The sequence below is a fragment of the Actinomycetospora sp. 2LY8.5 genome (genome assembly GCF_057180585.1).
Genome location: NZ_JBXUHE010000003.1, coordinates 56,303 through 76,800 on the forward strand (window position 1 = coordinate 56,303; position 20,498 = coordinate 76,800).

The window sequence follows — 20,498 nt, forward strand, 5'->3', positions numbered from 1 at the left end:
TGAGCTCGTCACCGACGCCACCCTCGGGCCGGCGGACGCGGGCTCGGGATCAGCGTCCGCCGTCGCCCGGCGGGACCCCCTCGGGCGGCCCCGTCGTCGTGGCGGTCGCGCGAGGACGAGGAGGTCTTGATGGAGTCACACCCGAGCTGGAGCACGGTGGACGTGGCGCACGATCACGGAGTCACGTGGCTCAAGCTCCACACCGACGGGGGTCCCCTCGTCTGGGGTGCTCGGCCGCACCGTGACCTGACGGAGGTCTTCCACTGGGTGGCCACCGACAGGGCGACCCGGGTGGTCGTCCTGACAGGCACGGGCGACAGCTTCTGCAGCGAGATCGACGTCTCGGGCTTCGCCGAGATGGCCTGGGACGAGATCTGGTGGGAGGGCCGTCGCATGCTGGCGAACCTCGACGCCATCGACGTGCCGGTGATCAGCGCGGTGAACGGTCCAGCTCTGATCCACTCCGAGATTCCGGTGATGGGCGACATCGTGCTGGCGGCTGAGCACGCCGAGTTCGCCGACCGTGCCCACTTCGCCGTCCGCGACACGGTGCCCGGCGACGGCGTCAACATCATCTGGGGCGAGCTCCTCGGCCCCACCCGTGCCAAGTACTTCCTCCTGACCGGGCAGGTCATCGGCGCCCGGGAGGCGCTGAGCCTCGGGGTGGTCAACGAGGTCCTCGCACCGCAGGAGCTCCAGGCGCGCGCGGCGGAGCTCGCTCACGGCCTCGCGGAGCGGACCTTGCCGATCCTCCGGTACACCAAGGCCGCGATCTCGATGGGGTTCCGCCGAGGAGTGCGGGAGCAGGTCGGTTACGGCCTCGGCATCCAGGGCTCGGGTCACTGGTCGCTCGGCGGCCTGAGGCCGTCCCGGTACTCAGCAGCCGACACCCCATCCGGCCGGGATTGAGGATGCGGGGGCACTTCCCCGGGGAGCGACTCCCTGCCCCACCGCCGTCTCGTGTCGAACGCGTGGCCGTTGACACATCCGAAGCCGCGGTGCCAGCATCCCCTCGAACGATACGCATAAATGAGATGGATCACGAGATCCTGACTGCTCCTCGGTCCACAGGCTGGGGCGGCAGCTGGCGGGCGCCGTCTTCGTGATCCCCGAACACCACGAGGAGTGGAGCGCCGATGAGCGGACGTGTCGAGGGCAAGGTTGCGGTGGTCACCGGGGCGGCTCGAGGGCAGGGGCGCAGTCACGCGATCCGCTTGGCCGAAGAGGGTGCCGACATCATCGCGATCGACGCGTGTCGTGACTTCTCGGCCATCAAGTACGAGATGGCGACCGACGACGATCTTGAGCAGACGGTCAAGGAGGTCGAGTCCCTCGACCGTCGGATCGTCACGGCCAAGATCGACGTTCGCGACGCTTCGGGCCTCAAGGCCGCGATCGACGACGGAGTCGGCCGGCTCGGTCGACTCGATGTCGTCGTCGCCAACGCGGGCGTCTGTACCTGGCAGAACTGGGACGAGACCTCTGCCGAGGCGTGGCAGGAGGTCATCGACATCAACCTCACCGGCGTCTGGAACACGATGGTCGCCGGAGCTCCGCACCTGATCAACGCCAGCGGTGGCTCGATCATCGCCACGAGCTCGACGGCGGGGCTCAAGGGCACCCCGTTCCTCGGGCCCTACGTCGCGGCGAAGCACGGCGTCGTCGGCATCGTCAACATGATGGCGAACGAGCTCGCCAAGCACTCCATCCGGGCGAACACGGTGCACCCGACGGGCGTGAACACCAAGTTCGTGACCGCGGGGATGGGCGACATGAACTTCCTGATCGAACGCGATCCGGCGCTGGGGCCGATGTTCGTCAATGCCCTCCCCGTGGAGCTGCTCGAAGCGCGCGACATCAGCAACGCCGTGCTCTTCCTGGCGTCGGACGAGTCGCGGTACGTCACCGGCCTCCAGCTCAAGGTCGACGCCGGCAACTGCAACCGGTGAGCCCGGCCCCTGTCACGAGCCCGACCTCGACGAGGAGATGTCATGACTCTGTCCGCCCCTGACCCGAGCACGGTCGCCGTGCCCCTGCATCCCGGCGAGTTCTCGATCGGCGGCCAGTGGGTGTCCGCCGCGACCGAGTCGACCGTGCCCGTCGTCTCGCCCGTGACCGAACAGGTCATCGCCGAGGTCGCGGACCCCTCGCCGGCGGATGCCGACCGGGCCGTGAGCGCCGCTCGACGAGCCTTCGACGCGGGGCCGTGGCCCCGGATGAGCCCCGGCGAGCGGGCGCGAGCCGTGACGCGGCTCTGCGAGGCCTTCGAGAAGCGGATGAGCGATCTCGACCTGGCCTGGGCGGTCGAGTCCGGTGCTCCGCTCTCGCACTGCGAGATGATGAACGGGGGCGCCGCGACCGCTGTGTGGCGACACGCGATCGACATCGCACCCGACCTCGCTTGGGAGGAGAGCCGCGGCGACGCCCTGGTGCGTCGGGAGCCGACGGGCCCGGTCCTGGCGATCCTCACCTACAACGGGCCTGTCGTCCTCATGGGGATGAAGGTCATTCCGGCTCTCCTGGCCGGATGCCCCGTCGTCGTCAAGCACGCGCCCGAGTCGCAGCTGACGTCGCGACTGCTCGCCGAGGCGGCACACGAGGCCGACCTCCCCGAAGGTGTGCTGAGCTTCCTGGCCGCGGGCACTGATGCGACCCGTCATCTCGTCGGTCACCGTGGCATCGACCTCGTCACCGTGACCGGCGGCACCGCCATCGGGGTCGACATCGTCAAGCGCACCGCCGACCGGCTGGCCCGAACGGTCCTCGAGCTCGGGGGGAAGTCACCGGCGATCATCGGTGAGGACGTCGACATGGACTCGGTCATGGAGTCCCTGGCCGAGGGCGCCAGCTCGTTCCTCGGGCAGATCTGCGTGAGCCTGTCGCGAATCCTCGCGCCGCGGAGCCGCTACGACGAGGTCGTCGACCGCCTCGCCTCGTACTATACCGGGCTCCGGATCGGGGACCCGCTCGACCGCTCCGTGCAGAGAGGCCCACTGGCGGTGGAGCGGGCGCGCATCCGCGCCGAGGCCGCTGTCGAGGGGGCGTTGGCCCAGGGAGCAAGAGTGGTCGTCGGGGGTCGGAGGCCCCCTCACCTTGACCGCGGATGGTACTACGAGCCGACCCTGCTCGCCGACGTCACCAACGACATGGCGGTGGCCCAGGAGGAGATCTTTGCGCCGGTCACCACCGTGATCGCGTACGACGGCGTCGAGGACGCCGTGCGGATCGCCAACGACACCGCCTTCGGGCTCGCCGCGTCGGTCTACTCGGGGTCCAACGACACCGCGCTCGACATCGCTCGCCGAATCCGGTCCGGCACCGTCGCGGTCAACACGGCCGGCATGTCGTTGACCCAGCCATTCGGCGGCGTCCGGGCCTCGGGGTGGGGTCGCGAGTGCGGGGCGGAGGGGATTCTCGAGTTCACCGACATCAAGCAGATCCTCGTCGCCGGCGGCGCCAGCTTCCTCCAGAGCTAGACCAGGCCCCCGTCCGGACGCTCGGAGCGCCTCGTCCGGAGCGTCCGGACGGCGCTCGGACCGGAGGACCACGTCGAGGATGACCACGACACCCGTGCCCGACCACGAAGCGGCGGCCGCGCGTCTGCTCGCGGGCCACTCGGGGGCCGTCGTGCTCTCGGCGATGTCGCCTCAGCAGCCCGACGACCTGCTCGCCGCTCTGATCGAACGGGCTCGGCACACCGATGTCGGGCTGACCATCCTGTTCGCCGACCTGGACGGCCGGCTCGGCTTCCTCGACGAGCGCGGCGAGCTGGATCTCCGCGAGGGACGGCTGCGACTGGTCTCGATCGCCGGCGGAGTGCCTCGACGCCTCGGTCCGTTCGTCGACTACGTCCCGCAGTCGTTGTGGGACGTCGACCGCCTCATCGGCTCGGGTCGGCTGCCTGTCGACGTCCTGGTGGCCCGAGTGACCAGTCAGGCGGTGCTCGCAAAGTCCGGCCTGCTCGGCGACATGATCGGATACACGCCGACGGCACTCGGTACGGGGTGCCGCGTAGGCCTCGAGGTCGTTGCGGGTGTGTCGCGCGCGACCGGCCCGGCCGTGCCGTTCGACCGGGCGGAGACCATCGTCACCGGCCGTCCACCCCCTCCCCGTCCGCGCCGAACCCCGACACCGGAGCAGGCCGCGGTCGGTCGGACGGTGGCCCAGCTGATCCCCGACGGAGCAACGCTCCAGGTGGGGCTCGGTGCCGTCCCGGAGGCGGTGGCGCCGTTCCTCCGGGACAAGGCTGATCTCGGCCTGCACTCGGGCATTCTCACGCCACTCCTTCGCGAACTGATCGTGGCCGGCGCGGTCAACGGTCGCCGCAAGACCCGCGACCCCGGCGTCCACGTGGCCACGGGCGTCCTCGACGACGGGAACGAGGCGTATGCCCGGCTGTCGTTGCGCGCGGTGAACGAGACACACGCTCCCGCATCGTTGCTGGCCCTCGAGAACCTGTGGGCCGTCAACTCGGCGTTCGAGATCGACCTGGCCGGTCAGGCGAACGCGGAGTTCGTCGACGGTGTACGCGTGGCCTCCGGCGGGGGTCAGGCGGATTTCGTCCGCGGTGCACACGCGAGCCCGGGCGGTGCCGCCGTGCTCGCCCTGCCCGCGCGATCACGGCGCGGACGACCTCGCATCGTGCCGGCGCTCCCGGCCCCGCACGTCCCCACCTCGCCGGGCACCGAGATCGACCTCGTGGTGACCGAGCACGGAACTGCTGACCTGCGTGGCCGTACCGCAAGGGAACGGGCGGAGGCGATCATCGGCGTGGCACATCCCGACGACCGCGAGGAGCTGCGACGAGCGACGCATGAGCGACCGACCTGAGGCGCCGAAGCCCTCCCGGTACGGGCGGGGGAGGGCCTCGACGCGTTGGGGGACGATGGCGGCGCCGGTACCGGCCCGTCAGCCGACTCGGTTCTGCTCGAGCAGCCGACGAGCGATCAGCAACTGCTGAACCTCGTTCGTGCCCTCGCCCAGGATGAGCAGGGGAGCGTCGCGGTAGAGCCGTTCGACGACGAACTCCTGGGAGTAGCCGTATCCGCCGTGGATGCGCATCGCTTCGAGCACGCACTCCTGTGCGGTCTCCGTGGCGAACAGCTTCGCCATCCCGGCGTCGAGGTCCGCGCGTTGGCCGCTGGCCTTCCGCTCCGCGGCGCTCATGACCATCAGCTCGGCGGCGCGAATCCTCGTGCCCATCTGGGCGATCTTGAGTTGGATCGCTTGGTGCTCGCTGATGGGCTTTCCGAAGGTCTCTCGCTGCTGGGCGTAGCGCACGGCCGCGTCGAACGCCGCGGTGGCCAGCCCGACGGCGCGCGCGCCCACGTTCACCCGACCCAGCTCCACGGCCGCCATGAACTGCTTGAAACCCCGCCCCAAGCCGTCCTCGCCCCCGAGTACTGCGGACCGCGGTACCGAGAACCCGTCGAAGACCAGCTCAGTGGACTCGACACCCTTGTAGCCGAGCTTCTTGAGCTGCGGTGGAACGGTCAGCCCCGGCTGGTCGGCGACCGCGGGGTCCTTCTCCACGATGAAGGCGGACATGCCGCGGTGCCTCGGTTCGGCGGCCGGGTCGGTGACGGCCAGCAGCATGATCATGCTCGCGCGGAGGCCGTTCGTCGCCCACATCTTCTGTCCATCGATCCGGAACCCGTCCTCGACCTCCGTCGCCCGTGTCCGGATCGACTGCACATCCGATCCGGCGTGCGGCTCGGTCATCGAGTAGGCGGCGCGGAGATCCCCGGTGGCCATGCGCGGGAGGTAGTGCTCCCGCTGCTCAGCCGTGCCGAATCGCTCGATCATCCACGCGGCCATGAAGTGGGTGTTGACCACCCCGGCCAGAGAGATCCAGCCCCGCGACAGCTCCTTGATCACCAGTGCGTAGGTGACCAGGTCGAGGCCCAGACCGCCGTACTCCTCGGGAATGGTGATCCCGAAGAGACCTAGCTCGTGAAGGGTGTCGACCATCTCCTGCGGGAACTCGTCGGCGTGATCGAACCTCGACGCATCCGGCAGGACGTCGCGATCGACGAAGTCCCGGATGACCTTGACGAGGTCCCGCTGCTCTCCGGTGAGTTGCATTCTCGTCCTCTTCAGGTAGCGGGGCGGACTAGTCCGAAGCCTCGTGGGTGTGGATGCACGCGCCCGGGCACATGGCCACGGCGTCCTGCACGGCCCCTTCGTGCTCGGCGGCGACCTGGACCCCCTGATCGGCCCCTCCGTCGGGCACCGGCTCCCCGTTCGCGTCGCGCACGGTCGCCAGGCCCGTCTCCGTCAGGACGAAGACGGTCTCGGCGACGTCCTGGCAGTACCCGGCTCCGGTGCACGCGGGTTGATCGATACGCACCTTCATGTCCCGCCTCCGATATGAGTGCGGACGAGGCTGCAGAACACTCGGCCGTCACGGATGTCGACCGTGTACACGGGAACCCGTCCGCGCACGGCGTCGCCGACGCTGCGGCCGGTGTCGAGCCTGAACTCATAGGCGTGCCACGGGCACTGCACCACGAGTCCGTCGTGGTCGTAGACGTACTCGTCGGGCCCGGACGACACCATCGTGCCGGTGATCCGTCCCCGACAGAGCGGACCTCCTTGGTGCGGACAGCGGTTCCCGATCGCGTAGATGCCGGCGGAGGTCCGCACGATCCCGACATCGCGGCCCTCGACGCTCACGAGGCGGATCTGGTTGAGCGGGAAGTCCTCGGTCGCACCGACCAGGTGCCAGGTGGCCGGATCGGCCTGCGCTCCGGCCGTCACGAGCTCGCTCCGGCCACCACCGGTACGGAGAGGGCCGCGCCGGCGTTCTCGTCCAGGCGCGCCGGCCAGCCGAGGCCGAGGACACGCTCGACGTCCTCGACGGTGTCGCCACCGTGCGGCTGGTGTGACCCGAACACGACCCGACCGAGCAGCTCGGTCGTGAAGCTGCGCTCCCAGACGGCCGTATCGGCAGCCTCCGCCACCGGCCAGGTGCTGAACCACATGTTGTTCAGCACGCGTCGGCTCGGGGGCTCCGCCACCCACGGCACGTCGTGGCGGAAGGTGCGCCATTCGCGGTCCAGACGCCACAGCACCGAGGGCAGCCACGTGAAGCCGAAGCCGGTGAACAGCAGCCGGAGCTCCGGGTGACGCACCAGGGCCCCCTCGAAGGTGAGGCTGGCGATGTTCGACTCGGCCAGGTGCGGCATGAGAGTCATCCGAGAGAGGGCGGAGGTGTGCACACCACCTGACAGCGGAGGCGCCCCGAGGTAGTGGCCCTCGACCCCCGAGAAGTGGACGACCAGGGGGAGCCCGGTCTCCACGCAGGCTTCGTACACGGGGTCCCAGGTCGGGGCCCCGAGCATCGGCCCGGCGAGGGGAAGAGCCACCGCACCCGGGTCCCCTTCGGCGACCCGGGTGCGCACCTCCTCGGCCGACCAGACCGGGTCCTGGGGAGAGACGACCACGACAGGACGATCGGTCGCCGCGGCCGCAGTCTGCTCGGCCCATCCGTTGAGGGCGTGGAGGAAGGCCTTGACCGCGACGTGGTCGGACCAGCCGTTGACGGTCAGTGCCTGGTGGGGAAGGAGGAGCCGCGACGAGCCATCGGTGGGAACGGGCTCGACCGGGGCGACCGGGTCGTGGCGGCTCCGGTCGGACACCCGCACGTGGTTCGCGCCCAGTGTCACCGCGCCGAGCCATTCGTCCCGCTCGAAGTGTTTGCGCCACGACAACGACATGTGGTCGAACAGATCCTCGTAGCGACGTACCGTGATGTGTGAGTCGACGTCGAACACCATGTCGAGATCCTTCCTCGCCGCCGCCGCGGGGGAGAGTTACTTGAGGGAGCGGAGAACGGAACTTCCGAAGACGTCGACGGCATTCTCGTAGCAGACCCGGGATCGCATTTCCGCCGGAATGCGGCGGATCACGAAATCCGGATCGTCTGTGTCGTAGTGGGGGTAGTCCGAGCTGAACAGCAGCATCCGGTCGATGTTCGGCACGTCGAAGAGCGACCGGACCTCGGCGGGCGTATCCGGCTCGTCGAGAGGCTGGGTGGTGAACGTGACGTGCTCGGCGACGTACTCGCTCGGACGACGTCGCACAGCCGGGCTGGCCTCGGGGTCGAGGGCCCAGAGATGGTCCATCCGGGCGAGAAGGCTGGCGAGCCAGCTGAAGCCCCACTCAACCATGACCAGCTTGAGCTGCGGGAACCGTTCCAAGGTGCCCTGCGTGACCATGTCCACGACGTTCGCGGCGCCGACCTGGGTGAGCACGACGTGCCGCTCGCCGTAGGACCGCGGAACCCCACCGGCCGGCCCCTGGGACGAGACGTAACAGCCCTCGTTCCCGCTCTGGTGATACGCGATCGGCAGCCCCGTCTCGCACGCGGCCTCGTAGATCGGGTCGAACCACCGCGAGCCCAGCATCTGCTCGTTGAGCAACAGCTGGATCGCCACGACCCCAGGCGTGGCCGCGTGCCGTCGGATCTCCGCTGCCGCGGCGACAGGGTCCTGCGACGAGACGGTGACGGCGAGCGCGAAACGGGAGTCGTAGTCGACCCAGTCCTGCAGGAAGTAGTCGTTCGTCGCGCGGCAGAACACCGCCGCGGCCTCGGGATCACTCCACACCGTGGTGCCGTAGGGCTCCTGGGGAAGCAGCAGGGCAGCGGCGATCCCGAAGGGGTGGATGTGGGTCTCGAGGGTGTGATCGCGGTCGGAGCCCGCGGGACCACCGTTGTCCGAGACGGCGTCGAGGCGATAGGTGCGATTCGGGTGGTTGTACCGGTCACGTGCCCGGGCGTACATCCGTGCGCCGCGCTCGTCGAAGCGGCGACGCCACGTCGAGGAGAGGTACGGATACAGCGACGTCACGTCCTTGACGAGCGGATGGACGTCGCAGTCGACGATCGGCAACCGGTCGGTCGTGGCGATGGTGGTCATGGTGGCTCCTGAAGTCCGATCGGCAGCCTGCGGGACGAAGGACGCGCCCGATGCCGCGGTGACGGATGGGTCAGTTCGCGCCGTCCGAGAGCAGGGGATGCATGACGATCGGCATCACCTCCGTGGTCCCTCCGTCGACGGCGAGCACCGATCCGGTGACGTACCGGGAGTCGTCGCTCGCGAAGAACAACGCGGAGTTCGCGACGTCCCAGGCCGTGCCCTCGGTGCCGAGGAGGCTCGCCTTCGCGCGCAGGCGACGACGGTTGACGTCGCCGTCCCACCCTCCACCCGAGTAGCCCAGTCCCATCGGGACGGCGACGTGGCCGGGCGCGACCACGTTGGCGCGGATGCCCTCGCGGCCATGCGTGAACGCGAGGGCCTTCGCCAGCCCGATCATGCCGGCCTTGGCTGCCGAGTAGGCCGGTCCGGCGCCCCCGCGGATCCCCGCCACCGAACTGATCATGATGATCGACCCCTGGCCGGCTTCGCCCATCCCGGGAATCACGGCATCGGTCATGAGCTTGGCGCCCCGCAGGTTGACGTCCATGACGTCGATCCAGGTCCCGTCGCTGGAGGATCCCTCGTCCGGAGCGATCGCCGCGTTGTTGACGAGGACGTCCACGGCTCCGAACCGCTCCGAGACCTCCTCGACGGCACGCGCACACGCGGCGGGATCGGTGATGTCTGCTGTGACCGTGACGGCGCGGTCATCCCGGCCGATGGCACGCAGGGTGTGCTCGGCCCGGTCGCCGTCCCGGTCGAGCACCGCGACCGCGGCGCCCTCGGCGGCGAAGGTGATCGCCATCGCAGCACCCGTGCCGGGCATCGCGCCGGCGGAGCCGGCGCCGGTCACGACGGCGACGCGCCCTTCCAGCCGTCCTCGGCGGGCGAGATGCGGTACCTCGAGCGCGCCGTCGCGCTCTTGCTCCCGGTTCACGCCCGTCCGCTCAGATCGTCCGGGTCGAGGCGAGCTCCGCGAGGTCCTCACCGGACTTGCCGAGGTAGTCGCCGTAGACCCGCTCGTTGTCCTCACCCAGCGCGGGCGCGGTGCGCCACACCTCTCCGGGGTGGTTGGTCATCCGGGGAACGACCCCCTGCATCCGGAGCGGCCCCAGATCCGGGTCCTCGATCTCGACGATGTTGTCGCGCTCGCGGAAGGTGTCGTCCTTGAGGATGTCCTCGACGGTGTAGATCGTCGAGGCCACGACCTCCAGCCTGCCCATGACCTCGAGGCACTCCGCGAGCGTGCGGTGTGCGATCCAGTCCGCCAGCAGGCCGTCGAGGTGTTCGCGACGTTCGACCTGCTGTGCCGGGGTCGCGTACAGAGTGACGTCCTCGCCGACCAACTCGGCGACGTTGCGGACCGACCGGGGTGTGCCAGAGGTGACGGTGATCCAGCGATCGTCGACCGTCCGGAAGGTGTTGATGACAGCGGCGGGAGCCGCCGCGAGCCGGTTGCCCACACGCTCCGGCACCTCGCCCAGCTGGTCGTAGAACACGACCTGCCACTCGATGAGTCGGAACAGCCCGTCGTAGAGGGCGAGGTCGATCCACTCGCCGTCGAACTGCGGATCGTGAGCGCGACGGTACAGCGCCGCCTGGATGGCGAACGCGCCCATCAGACCCGTCACCGAGTCGCCGTGTGAGAAGCCGGTGTGGACGGGAGGGCCGTCGGCGAAGCCGGTGATGTTCACGACGCCGCTCATCGCCTCGCCCACCTTGCCGAAGCCCGGCTGATTGCGCCGGCTCGAGGTTGCCCCGTAGCCCGTCACCTGCAGCATGATGATCTTGGCGTTGACGTTCTGGAGGGAGCGGTAGTCCAGGCCCCACTTCTCGAGGGTGGCCACCCGGAAGTTGGTGATCACGACGTCCGCCCAGGCCGCGAGCTCGCGGGCCAGTGAACGTCCTTCCTCCGTACGGAGGTTCAGCGTCACCGAGCGCTTGTTGCGTGCGGAGACCTTCCACCACAGGTGGGCGCCGTTCCGCGCGGGCCCGGCGTTGCGCTGCGGGTCCCCTGCGCCTGGGTCCTCGACATGGACGACCTCGGCCCCGAGGTCCGCCAGGAGGGTGCCGGCGAGCGGTCCCGCGATGACGTGCGCGAACTCGACGACCTTCAATCCGGCGAGTGCGCCCTGTCGGACGTCCATGAGCCTCCCTCGAACGCTGCTTCTATACGAACCATACATATAGATAGGGCGCCCGACAAGGACGTGTCAGGCCATCGGGCCCGCCTTCGCCACGGGGAAGTAGTTCTGACCGACGCCGCTGGCCCGGGTCGGGACCATGACGGAGCGGTGCCACGACATGACCTCGTCGCCGTCCTGGTTCAGGCCCCGCGAGCGCATCGAGACGATGCCGACCTCCGGTCGGGAGCTGCTGGATCGCACCTCGGTGCACAGGCTCTCGGCGTAGAGGGTGTCGCCGACGTGGACCGGATGCGTCAGGCGGAGGTCGGTGAGCCCGAGGTTCGCCACGGCGTTCTGGCTCATGTCCAGGACGGTCAGGCCGAGGACGAGCGCGATCGTCAAGCCCGAGTTCACGAGGATGCGCCCGTCGGAGACCGGGTTCTGGCGAGCGAGGTCCGCGTTGAAGTGGTTCTGGTTGGTGTTGCAGGTGAGCAGCGTCATCCACGTGCAGTCGGCTTCGCTGATGGTTCGACCGAGGGGGTGCTGGTAGACGTCGCCCTCGGCGAAGTCGTCGAGGTAGCGCCCGAGCTCCGCCTTGTGGATCACCATGGCAATCAATATTACCATGCGCATAGATCCGAGCTACTCCCAGTGGATGCGACTCGCCGGGAAGTGGGGCGCGATCTCTCGGATCTTCTGCGTGTAGTAGCTCATGTGAGCCCTCATCAGGTTCTCGGCCGCCTCGGCGTCCCCGCGGAGGATCGCTTCTCCGATCTCGCGGTGCTCGAGCTTGATGCTCGGGTCGGTGGTCTGCTGGGCGAAGCCGGCACCGACCACGCGCGTGGTGTAGAGGTCCTTGAGCGACGTGGCGACGAGGTCCAGGACCCGGTTGCCGGTCATCGTCGCGAGGACGTAGTGGAACTCGTTGGCTGCGTCGATGTAGCCGGACTCACCTCCCTCGGCCTCGGCGTCGAGCGCGGCCCTCAGGCGGTTCGTGGACTCCTCCGACCGGTGCTCCGCCGCGAGACGAGCCACGTTGGGCTCGAGGATCAGGCGGGTCTCGACGAGCTCCTCCATCGTGGCGCCGCGAAGACTCAGATAGAGCGACAGGGTGCGGCCCACGGCTCGCGGATCGACGGCGATCATCACGGGGCCGCCCTTCGGTCCGGACCGAAGGCTGATCATCCCGTGCACCTCGAGCAGGCGTAGCGCCTCTCGCACGGACCCGCGTCCGACCTGGAACCTCTCGGCCATGCTCGCCTCGTTCGGGAGGCGGTCACCGGGCGCGAGGCCACCGTTGATGATGTCCTCGACGAGGGTGCTCGCGATGCGCTCCGACGTCTTCGACCCGCGGCTGAACCCGCCCGACGACGGCACCATGCGGGCGAACGGAGAACTGCTCGCCTCCTGGTTCACGCTCACGGCACAGGCCCCCTTCCCGGCTGTTGGTCCATATCAACCCTACAGACGGAGGATGCTGGATCGGTCACGACATCCATCACGTCGTCGGTGATCGCGAATCGGTGGGGCCGGGAACGGTTGCCGGCATCGGGCGCGGACGTCCGGGACGTCGCCGGGGGGCCGGTGTGGGTGCGCACAGCTGATCGCCTGGCTACTTCATGGGTATCCCGGCCGAGTCGGCTCCCGGCCCGGCTCGCGATCGGCCAGGGCGGCCGAGCCTCGCCGCGGGTGGTCGTGCCGCCATCTGCCTGCCGAGGGTCGCGGCCGGGGTCACGGGCTGGCCGCCTCCGCCGCCCGCCCCGTGCCGTACCGGCTCCAGTCGAATCCCGCGCCCGGCTCGCCCCACACGACGACGAACTCGGCGGGCTCGGTCCCGTCGTTGCGCACGCCGTGGTCGACGCCTGCCGGCGCGAGCAGCGCGTCGCCGGCGACCATCTCGACGCGGCGCTCGCCGAGGGTCATCGTCGCCCGACCCGACACGAGCAGGTAGAGCTCGTCGAGGGCGTGGTCGTGGCCGTGGACATGGTTGCCCTCGGTCGCGCCGGGCGGGAAGACCCACCGGTGCACGGCGACCGGCAGCCGCGTCTGGGTGCGGAAGTACCACTGCGCCTGCACCGGCGCTTCCCCCTCGTGCAGCAGGTAGGGGAAGGCGCCGTCGTCGGCGCGCTCGATGCTCGCTTCGTTCATGGGGACCAGCGTGCGGCGTACGTGCTCGCCGCCTCTACCCCCGCGAGGTCCGCCCCGCCCTCGCCGGCCTTCCCGAGGATCTCTGTCCGTGCCCGCACCGGGTTGACCGTGCCGCGGCGGCATGCCCTTCGATTGCCCGGGAGTCACCGACCCGGCAGGAGGAATGACCGATGAACGGCGGCGAGGCCACCGAGAAGCCGGCCCCGACCAGCGGCGGGCCGACCCACGAGCCGCCGGAGGGCGCCTCGACCACCGGCACCTGGAACGGCGTCGAGTACGAGGCGACCGCGCGCTGGCTCGTGCTGCGCAAGGAGGAGAAGCCCACCGCGGAGGTGTTCTCGGTCGCCTACGTCGCGGGCTCCGGCGAGGAGCGGCCGGTGACCTTCGTCTTCAACGGCGGTCCGGGCGCGTCGTCGGCGTACCTGCACGTCGGCGCGCTCGGCCCGCTGCGCGTCGACGTCCCCGGCGACGGCACGATGCCCGCCCCGCCGCCGCGGCTCGTCACCAACGAGGACTCGTGGCTCGCGTTCACCGACCTCGTGTTCGTCGACCCCGTCGGCACCGGGTTCAGCCGCATGATCGAGAAGGAGGGCAAGGACGGCGAGGCGAAGGACGCCGACCCCCACGCCTACTTCGGCACCGACAGCGACCTCGCGGCGATGTCGGAGTTCATCGGGCGGTGGCTGTCCGAGAACGGGCGCTGGAGCTCGCCGGTGCTCCTCGCCGGCGAGAGCTACGGCGGCTACCGCGTCGGTCGGCTCACGCGCGTGCTGCAGGAGAGCGCCGGGATCGGGATCGCCGGGTCGATCCTGATCTCGCCGGCCCTCGAGTTCGCCGGGCTCGCGGTCGGGGCGCTGGGTGGCGGCGACTACGACGTGGTGCCGTGGGTCGACGTCCTGCCGACGATGGTGCTCGCCGCCCACCATCACGGACGTTCCCGGGCGTTCGCGCCGGAGACCCCGCTCGCCGAGGTCCGCCGCACGGCCGAGGAGTTCGCGACCGGCGAGTACGCCGTGTTCCTCACCCGTGGCGCCTCGATGCCGGTCGAGGAGCGCGAGCGCGTGATGCAGCGCCTCGCCGACCTTCTCGGCATGTCGCTCGCCTTCGTCACGCGCATGGCCGGGCGGGTGCGGGTCGCCACGTTCACCCGCGAGCTGCTCCGCGACGAGGGCCGGGTGATCGGCCGCTACGACGCGACGGTGACGACCACCGACCCGTTCCCGGACCGCGAGGTCTTCACCGGTGGCGACCCCACGCTCACCGGCATCGGCCCGGTGTTCACCGCCGGGGTCAACCGCGTCCTGCGCTCGGAGATCGGCGTCGACACCGACCGCGAGTACAAGCTCCTCAACACCGACGTGGTGATGAGCTGGAAGAACGATGCCTCGGTCGTCTACCTCCAGCCGATCCCCGGCGCGACCGACGACTTCCGGTACGGCATGGCGCTCAACCCGCACACGCGCGCGTTCATCACCCACGGCCGCCACGACCTGCAGACGCCGTACTTCGCGACCGACCGCCTGTGCAACCTCATGCGCCTCGACCCGGGCACGGCCGAGCGCCTCACGGTGCATCACTTCGAGGGCGGGCACATGTTCTACGCCTGGACCGAGAGCCGGCGCGAGTTCACGGCGGCGATCGCGCGGTTCGTGGCCGAGGCGGCGCCGGAGCGGTGAGGACGCGGTCGCGGGCCTCGGTAATCGTTGACAGGTCACCTACCCTTCTCGCATTTTGGTGACGTGTCAACTAGAGTCGCGGGTGTGACGCGGACCCGGTGGCTCGACGACCGCCAGCAGCGCGCGTGGCGCGGCCACCTCGCGATGCAGGCGCGGGTGCATGCCCGGCTCAACCGGCGTCTCCAGGCCGATTCGGGGCTGTCGCTGGCCGACTTCGACGTGCTCGTCGCGCTGAGCGAGAGGCAGCACGGGCCCCTGCGCGTCCAGGAGCTCGCCGACCACCTGCAGTGGGAGAAGAGCCGCCTGTCCCACCAGCTCTCGCGGATGGAGCGCCGCGGCCTGCTCGAGCGCCAGGACTGCCCGGACGATGCCCGCGGGGCCTTCGTCGTGCTGAGCGCCGCCGGTCGTCGCACCATCGAGGCGGCGGCGCCGGCGCACGTCGAGGTGGTCCGGTCGCTCGTGTTCGACGGCCTCGACGACGCGCAGGTGCAGGCCTGGGCGGAGATCGCCGACGCGGTGCTCGCGCAGGTCGAGGGCCGACCTACGGGCTGATCGCCGCGCGGTCGCCGGGGTATCCGACGTCGGACAGCGGCCCTAGACCACGTGGTCCTCCCGCGTCGACGCGACGAAGAGCTCGTCGGGCGTGAGGAGCCGCGACGTCAGCCCCTGCTGGTGGGCGTAGCGCAGGAACGTCGTCAGCACGTGCCGGTTGGGCTCGAGGCCGTAGGGCCAGAAGTCGCGTCCGAGCAGGCCCCGGACGCCGGCGATGTCGTCGTAGAGCCACGGCAGCATCGTCGGATTCGCCGCGACCTCGTCGAGCCGGTTCTCGGTCACTGCCTTGGCGCGGGTGAAGGCGTCGAGCAGCGAGCGCGCGAGCCACGGCAGGCGTGCGTGGACGTCGGCGCGCAGCACGATCACGTGCATGATCGGGAAGATCCCGGTCTCCGCGGCGTAGCGCTCCTCGGCGGCGCGGGGGTCGGCGAACAGGCGGGCGACGGCCGGGTCGCCCTCGCGCAACGGCCGCGGGGTGCGGGGCGCGTAGAGCGCGTCGACCTCCCCGCTGACGAGCATGTCGGCGAGCGTGCGATCCGACGCGATCGGGGCGACGTCGATCTCCGGGGGGAGGGCCAGCGCCTGCTTCTCGACGCGGCCGGGTGCGTGCATGCCGCCGGTGCGGTAGCGCACCGACGCCACCGGCACGCGGTGGTGGTCGGCCAGGATCCCGCGGATCCACACGCACGCCGTCAGCTGGTACTCGGGCACGCCGACGATGCGCCCGGCCAGGTCGGCGGGCTCGCGGATCCCGGCGCCGGTGTGGACGTAGATGCCGTGGTGGCGGAACGCCCGCGACGGGAAGACGGGGATGGCGACGAGCGACTCGTCGCCGGTCGCGAGCCGCGTGACGTACGAGGCGAGCGACATCTCCGCCGCGTCGAACTCGCCGTGGCGCAGCATGCGGAAGAAGGTCTCCTCGACCGGGAGGCGCAGGTAGGTGAGGTCGACGCCGTCAACCGCGACGGTGCCGTCCTCGAGCGCGCGGGTGCGGTCGTAGTCCCAGCAGGCGAGGGTGATCGGGACGCGGGGCACGGGACTCCTCACCGACTCGTCATCTCGATGCCGGCGGGACCAGTCCCGGCGGCAGCCCGTACATCGGATCCTGGATGACGTCGACGACCGCGGGGAGGTCCTGGTCGAGGGCGGCCTGCAGGGCGGGGGCGAGCTCCTCGTCGCGCTCGACGCGCACCCCGAAGCCGCCCAGCGACCGCGCGAACGCCGCGAGGTCGGCGTTGTCGTAGAACACCCCGAGGTAGCGCTCCTCGTGCGCGAGCCGCTGCCGGTCGCGGGTGTTCCCGTAGGCGTTGTTGTTCATGACGACGTTCACGACGGGCAGCCGCTCGCGCACGCAGGTCTCGAGATCCTGGGCGACCATCCAGAAGCTGCCGTCGCCGCTGACGCACATCGCCCGCCGCGCGGGGTCGGCGAGGGTCAGGCCCATGGCGGCGGGCAGGCCCCAGGCCATCGCGCCACCGGCGGAGCCGAAGAACCGCCCGGGCTCGGGCAGGCGCAGGTAGCGGTGGGTCCACGGCCCGAAGCTCGGCGCGTCCTGCACGAGCACGAGGTCGTCGCGCTTCACCAGCGGCGCCAGGGCGGCGACGGCGGCGCGGCTGCTGACCCCGCCGCGGGGGTCGTCGGTGTCGAGTACCGGGGAGTCGGGCGCGGTCGCGGTCTCGTACTCGGCGCGCAACCGTCCTCGCCGCTCGATGCGGTCGCCGGGGGCCTCGGGGAGTGCGGCGGTGAGTGCTCGCGCGGTGGCCGCGGCGTCGGCGACGAGCCCGACCTCCGGCACGTACACCCGCCCGAGCTCGACGGGATCGACGTCGACGTGGACGAGGCGGACGTCGTCGGCGAGCAGCGTCCAGCGCCGGGTGCTGAACTCCGAGAACCGGCAGCCCAGCGCCACGACGACGTCGGCCTCGGCGGCCGCGCGCCAGGTGACGTCGTGGACGCCGTAGCCCAGCGACCCGAGGTAGGCAGGATGGTCGTGGGACACCGCGCCCTGGCGCAGCCAGGTGGTGACGAGGGTCGCGCCGGCGCGGTCGGCGAGCGTGGTGAGGACCTCGGGGGCCCCGGCGGCGCCGCCGCCCGCGATCACCAGCGGTCGGGCGGCCCGCGCGAGGAGGGCGGCCGCCGCGGCGACCCCGCCGGGATCCGGTGCGGGCGGGCAGGCGCGGAAACGAGCGGCCGGCTCGGCGTCGACCGTGTCCTGCAGGACGTCGAGGGGGAGCGACACGACCACCGGCCCGGGCCGCCCGGTGACGGCGGTGCGCACGGCGCGCTGGAGCAGCTCGGGGATGCGGTCGGCGCGCCGGACCTCCACCGCCCACTTGCTCATCGGGCGGAAGGTCGCCACGACGTCGGCCTCCTCGAACGCCCGGCGCTCGACGATGCGGTCGGCGACCTGGCCGACGAGCAGCAGCATCGGCACCGACTCGTCGTAGGCGTTCTGCACGGCGATCGCCGCGTTCGCCGCCCCGGGCCCGCGGGACACCAGGCAGGCACCCAGCCCGCCGCCCCGGGAGAGGCCGTCGGCGAGGAACCCGGCGACCTGCTCGTGGCGCGTGGCCAGGTAGCGGACGTCGTCGCGGCGGGCCATCGCGTCGATCACCTCCATCACCGTCGTGCCGGGGACGCCGGCCACGACGTCGACGCCCTCGGCGGCCAGGCAGGCGACGACGAGGTCGGCGCCGGTGCGGGGGGTGGTCGAGGCGGTGCGCCCTGTGACGGTTGACACGGCGCGAGCCTGGCAGACACTCTTCTTCACCGCAGAGAAGACTTCTGCTGAACGGGAGTGGTCACCGTGTCCGTCCACGTCATCGGGGTCATCGGGCTCGTGCTGGTCTTCGTGATCGGCACGCTGCGCCCGGTCAACATCGGTGTCCTCGCCCTCATCGCCACGTTCCTCGTCGGGACCCTGGTGGCGCACGAGAGCGTCGACGACGTCCTGTCCGGCTTCCCGCCCGACCTGTTCGTGCTGCTGGTCGGCGTGACCTACCTCTTCGGGCTGGTCACGGTGAACGGCACGCTGTCCTGGCTGCTCGACCGCGCCTGCGGGCTGCTCGGCGACCGGCCGGCGCTCGTGCCCTGGCTGATCTTCCTGTTCGCGGCGATCCCGACCATGGCCGGCGCCCTCGGCCCGGCCGGTGTGGCCATGCTCGCCCCGCTGTGCATGGGGCTGGGGGAGCGCTACGGCATCGACCGCCGGCTGTCCGCGCTCATGGTCATCCACGGCTCGTCGGCCGGGAACTTCTCGCCGCTCAACGGGCTCGCCGTGATCGTCAACCGGGCGGCCGGAGCCGCCGGCCTGGACGTCGCCCCGGCCCAGCTCTTCTTCGGCAACCTGATCGCGAACCTGGTGCTCGGCGCCGCCGCGTACCTCCTGTTCGGCGGGCTGCGGCTGCGTCGGCGGCCGGCCGATGCGCCCGGCGAGCTCCCGGCCGGCGGCGCACCGACCACCGTCGACGCGCCGTCCTCGCCGCCCGCGGGGACGCCGGTGCCGGCCGGGTCGTCGGGCACCACGGTCGCGGCGCCGGTGACCACCACCACGACGACAGCGATCGAACCCCGCACCGCGCTGCGCGCCGACCAGTGGATCTCGCTGGTCGTGGTCGTCGGGGTGGCCGTCGGCGCCCTGGTGTTCGGCGCCGAGATCGGCTTCCTCGCGCTGCTCGGCGCGGCGTTGCTGCACCTGGCGTTCCCGGAGCGGGTCAAGGGCGCCGACAAGCGCATCGTCTGGACCGTCGTGCTGCTGATCTGCGGCGTCGTCACCTACGTCGAGGCGCTCGAGCGCTACGGCACCATCGACGCCGTCGGCCGCGGTATCTCCGGTCTCGGTGTGCCGCTGCTCGTGGCGTTCCTGCTGTGCCTGGTCGGCGCAGCCACCTCGGCGTTCGCGTCCAGCGCCGGCCTGCTCGGCGTGCTCATCCCGCTGGCCGCGCCGTTCCTGGTCAGCGGGCAGGTCGGCGCCGCCGGCGTGATCGTCGCGCTCGCGGTCTCCGCGACCGTCGTCGACTCGACGCCGTTCTCCTCGGTCGGCGCCCTGACGCTCGCCAACGCCCCGGAGGAGGGCCGGGCGCAGGTGTTCCGGACCCTGCTGGCCTGGGGGCTCACCCTCATCCTCGTCGCCCCGGTGCTGTGCTGGGTGGCGTTCATCCTGCCGGCCTCATGAGTCACCCCTGCCGATCGTCTTCTGCACACCAGACAGTCCGTAGGCTCGCGGGATGGACCCGGCCGCGCCGGTACCCGAGTTCGGGTCGACGCCGCAGTACCCGATCGACTCGGTGGACAACGCGCTCAAGGTGCTGCTGCTGCTGGGCAGCAGGCCGCGGTTGCGGCTGACCGACGTCAGCCAGTACCTCGGGGTCGCCACCTCGACCGCGCACCGGCTGCTCGCGATGCTGCAGTACCGCGGTTTCGTGCGGCAGGACGCCGCGACGCGCAGCTACGTGCCCGGCCCGTCGCTCGACGACGTCGCGCTGGGCATCCTGCGCCGGCAGGACGTGCGCACCCAGGCTCGCCCGGTCCTGGAGAAGCTCAACGCGACGCTCGAGGAGACCGTGCACCTCGGCCGTCTCGAGGGCGACCAGGTGCACTTCATCGACTCGCTGGAGAGCAGCCGGGCGCTGCGGGTCGGCGGGCGTCTCGGCCGATCGGTGCCGGCGCACTGCACGTCGAACGGCAAGGCGATGCTGGCGACGCTGACCGACGCCGAGGTGCGGGCGCTCTACCCGTCCGAGGAGCTCGAGCGCATGACGGAGCACTCGATCGGCACGCGCACCGAGCTGCTCGAACACCTCGCCGCGATCCGCCGGGACGGCTACGCGACCAGCCGGGAGGAGAGCGAGGACGGGGTCGGTTCGATCGCCGTCGCGCTCGCCGGCGCGCGGACGCCGCGGCACGCCGTCAACGCGTCGGGACCCGTCAGCCGCCTCGGTGAACCGCGGTGGTCGACGATGCTCGAGGCCGTGCGCGACGCCGCCCGCGAGATCGACGACCTCCTGCTCTGACCCCGCGTCTTGACGTGCCCGCAGTGGTCCCGCACTCTCTCCCTGAAGGAGAAGCTATCTGCT

At 70.9% G+C, this 20,498-nt stretch carries 20 protein-coding genes; 8 read left to right on the forward strand and 12 right to left on the reverse strand.

The genetic code is table 11. The features are described 5' to 3' along the window. The first annotated feature begins 129 nt into the window (after window positions 1–129). From AC2A1K_RS04625 to AC2A1K_RS04640, 4 genes are all read left to right on the forward strand, one after another. On the forward strand, window positions 130–909 hold the full coding sequence (locus AC2A1K_RS04625) for an enoyl-CoA hydratase/isomerase family protein (protein ID WP_483895153.1): 780 nt from the start codon (window positions 130–132) through the stop codon (window positions 907–909). Between the two features lie 227 nt (window positions 910–1,136). Beyond that, a complete protein-coding gene (locus tag AC2A1K_RS04630; protein ID WP_483895154.1) occupies window positions 1,137–1,949 on the forward strand; it encodes a mycofactocin-coupled SDR family oxidoreductase in 813 nt (270 codons plus the stop codon). 42 nt (window positions 1,950–1,991) lie between these two features. Next, a complete protein-coding gene (locus AC2A1K_RS04635; protein ID WP_483895155.1) occupies window positions 1,992–3,476 on the forward strand; it encodes an aldehyde dehydrogenase family protein in 1,485 nt (494 codons plus the stop codon). A 79-nt stretch (window positions 3,477–3,555) separates the two neighbouring features. Beyond that, window positions 3,556–4,830, forward strand: coding sequence for an acetyl-CoA hydrolase/transferase C-terminal domain-containing protein (locus AC2A1K_RS04640; protein ID WP_483895156.1), 1,275 nt, complete (start codon window positions 3,556–3,558; stop codon window positions 4,828–4,830). 78 nt (window positions 4,831–4,908) lie between these two features. Here the strand turns inward: AC2A1K_RS04640 and AC2A1K_RS04645 are convergent, their stop codons facing one another. The 10 genes from AC2A1K_RS04645 to AC2A1K_RS04690 all read right to left on the reverse strand — a co-directional run bounded on the left by AC2A1K_RS04645 (window position 4,909) and on the right by AC2A1K_RS04690 (window position 13,195). Beyond that, window positions 4,909–6,084, reverse strand: a complete 1,176-nt coding sequence (locus tag AC2A1K_RS04645; protein ID WP_483895157.1) for an acyl-CoA dehydrogenase family protein — start codon at window positions 6,082–6,084, stop codon at window positions 4,909–4,911. Between the two features lie 28 nt (window positions 6,085–6,112). After that, on the reverse strand, window positions 6,113–6,355 hold the full coding sequence (locus tag AC2A1K_RS04650; protein WP_483895158.1) for a ferredoxin: 243 nt from the start codon (window positions 6,353–6,355) through the stop codon (window positions 6,113–6,115). Further along, window positions 6,352–6,759 carry a Rieske (2Fe-2S) protein gene (locus AC2A1K_RS04655; protein ID WP_483895159.1) on the reverse strand — a complete coding sequence of 136 codons (408 nt, stop codon included), beginning with the start codon at window positions 6,757–6,759 and terminating at the stop codon, window positions 6,352–6,354. The genes AC2A1K_RS04650 and AC2A1K_RS04655 overlap by 4 nt, the downstream gene beginning before the upstream one ends. Further along, complete coding sequence (locus AC2A1K_RS04660; RefSeq protein WP_483895160.1) at window positions 6,756–7,778, reverse strand: amidohydrolase family protein; 1,023 nt, start codon at window positions 7,776–7,778, stop codon at window positions 6,756–6,758. The genes AC2A1K_RS04655 and AC2A1K_RS04660 overlap by 4 nt, the downstream gene beginning before the upstream one ends. Before the next feature lie 36 nt (window positions 7,779–7,814). Then, the gene (locus tag AC2A1K_RS04665; RefSeq protein ID WP_483895161.1) at window positions 7,815–8,921 is read right to left on the reverse strand and encodes an amidohydrolase family protein; all 1,107 of its coding nucleotides are present in this window, start codon (window positions 8,919–8,921) and stop codon (window positions 7,815–7,817) included. Window positions 8,922–8,991: 70 nt separating this feature from the next. After that, the gene (locus AC2A1K_RS04670; protein WP_483895162.1) at window positions 8,992–9,858 is read right to left on the reverse strand and encodes an SDR family NAD(P)-dependent oxidoreductase; all 867 of its coding nucleotides are present in this window, start codon (window positions 9,856–9,858) and stop codon (window positions 8,992–8,994) included. Window positions 9,859–9,868: 10 nt separating this feature from the next. Then, window positions 9,869–11,068 carry a CaiB/BaiF CoA transferase family protein gene (locus AC2A1K_RS04675; protein ID WP_483895163.1) on the reverse strand — a complete coding sequence of 400 codons (1,200 nt, stop codon included), beginning with the start codon at window positions 11,066–11,068 and terminating at the stop codon, window positions 9,869–9,871. A 66-nt stretch (window positions 11,069–11,134) separates the two neighbouring features. Next, on the reverse strand, window positions 11,135–11,656 hold the full coding sequence (locus AC2A1K_RS04680) for a MaoC family dehydratase (protein ID WP_483895164.1): 522 nt from the start codon (window positions 11,654–11,656) through the stop codon (window positions 11,135–11,137). Between the two features lie 33 nt (window positions 11,657–11,689). Next, a complete protein-coding gene (locus tag AC2A1K_RS04685; protein ID WP_483895165.1) occupies window positions 11,690–12,469 on the reverse strand; it encodes a FadR/GntR family transcriptional regulator in 780 nt (259 codons plus the stop codon). A gap of 309 nt (window positions 12,470–12,778) precedes the next feature. Continuing rightward, a complete protein-coding gene (locus AC2A1K_RS04690; RefSeq protein ID WP_483895166.1) occupies window positions 12,779–13,195 on the reverse strand; it encodes a cupin domain-containing protein in 417 nt (138 codons plus the stop codon). 170 nt (window positions 13,196–13,365) lie between these two features. Between AC2A1K_RS04690 and AC2A1K_RS04695 the strand changes: the two genes are divergently transcribed. Together AC2A1K_RS04695 and AC2A1K_RS04700 are read left to right on the forward strand one after the other, a co-directional pair. After that, window positions 13,366–14,871 (forward strand): S10 family peptidase, encoded by a 1,506-nt coding sequence (locus AC2A1K_RS04695; protein ID WP_483895167.1) that lies wholly within the window; start codon window positions 13,366–13,368, stop codon window positions 14,869–14,871. Window positions 14,872–15,015: 144 nt separating this feature from the next. Further along, window positions 15,016–15,423, forward strand: coding sequence for a MarR family winged helix-turn-helix transcriptional regulator (locus AC2A1K_RS04700; RefSeq protein ID WP_483895473.1), 408 nt, complete (start codon window positions 15,016–15,018; stop codon window positions 15,421–15,423). Window positions 15,424–15,465: 42 nt separating this feature from the next. Here the strand turns inward: AC2A1K_RS04700 and AC2A1K_RS04705 are convergent, their stop codons facing one another. Beyond that, entirely contained in the window at window positions 15,466–16,458 is a 993-nt protein-coding gene (locus tag AC2A1K_RS04705) for a substrate-binding domain-containing protein (protein ID WP_483895168.1), read from the reverse strand. 19 nt (window positions 16,459–16,477) lie between these two features. Further along, on the reverse strand, window positions 16,478–18,163 hold the full coding sequence (locus tag AC2A1K_RS04710; protein WP_483895169.1) for a thiamine pyrophosphate-binding protein: 1,686 nt from the start codon (window positions 18,161–18,163) through the stop codon (window positions 16,478–16,480). 66 nt (window positions 18,164–18,229) lie between these two features. Here AC2A1K_RS04710 and AC2A1K_RS04715 point away from each other — a divergent pair, with 66 nt between their 5' ends. Together AC2A1K_RS04715 and AC2A1K_RS04720 are read left to right on the forward strand one after the other, a co-directional pair. Further along, window positions 18,230–19,597 (forward strand): SLC13 family permease, encoded by a 1,368-nt coding sequence (locus AC2A1K_RS04715; protein ID WP_483895170.1) that lies wholly within the window; start codon window positions 18,230–18,232, stop codon window positions 19,595–19,597. 52 nt (window positions 19,598–19,649) lie between these two features. Continuing rightward, complete coding sequence (locus AC2A1K_RS04720) at window positions 19,650–20,435, forward strand: IclR family transcriptional regulator (RefSeq protein WP_483895171.1); 786 nt, start codon at window positions 19,650–19,652, stop codon at window positions 20,433–20,435. Window positions 20,436–20,498: the final 63 nt, after the last annotated feature.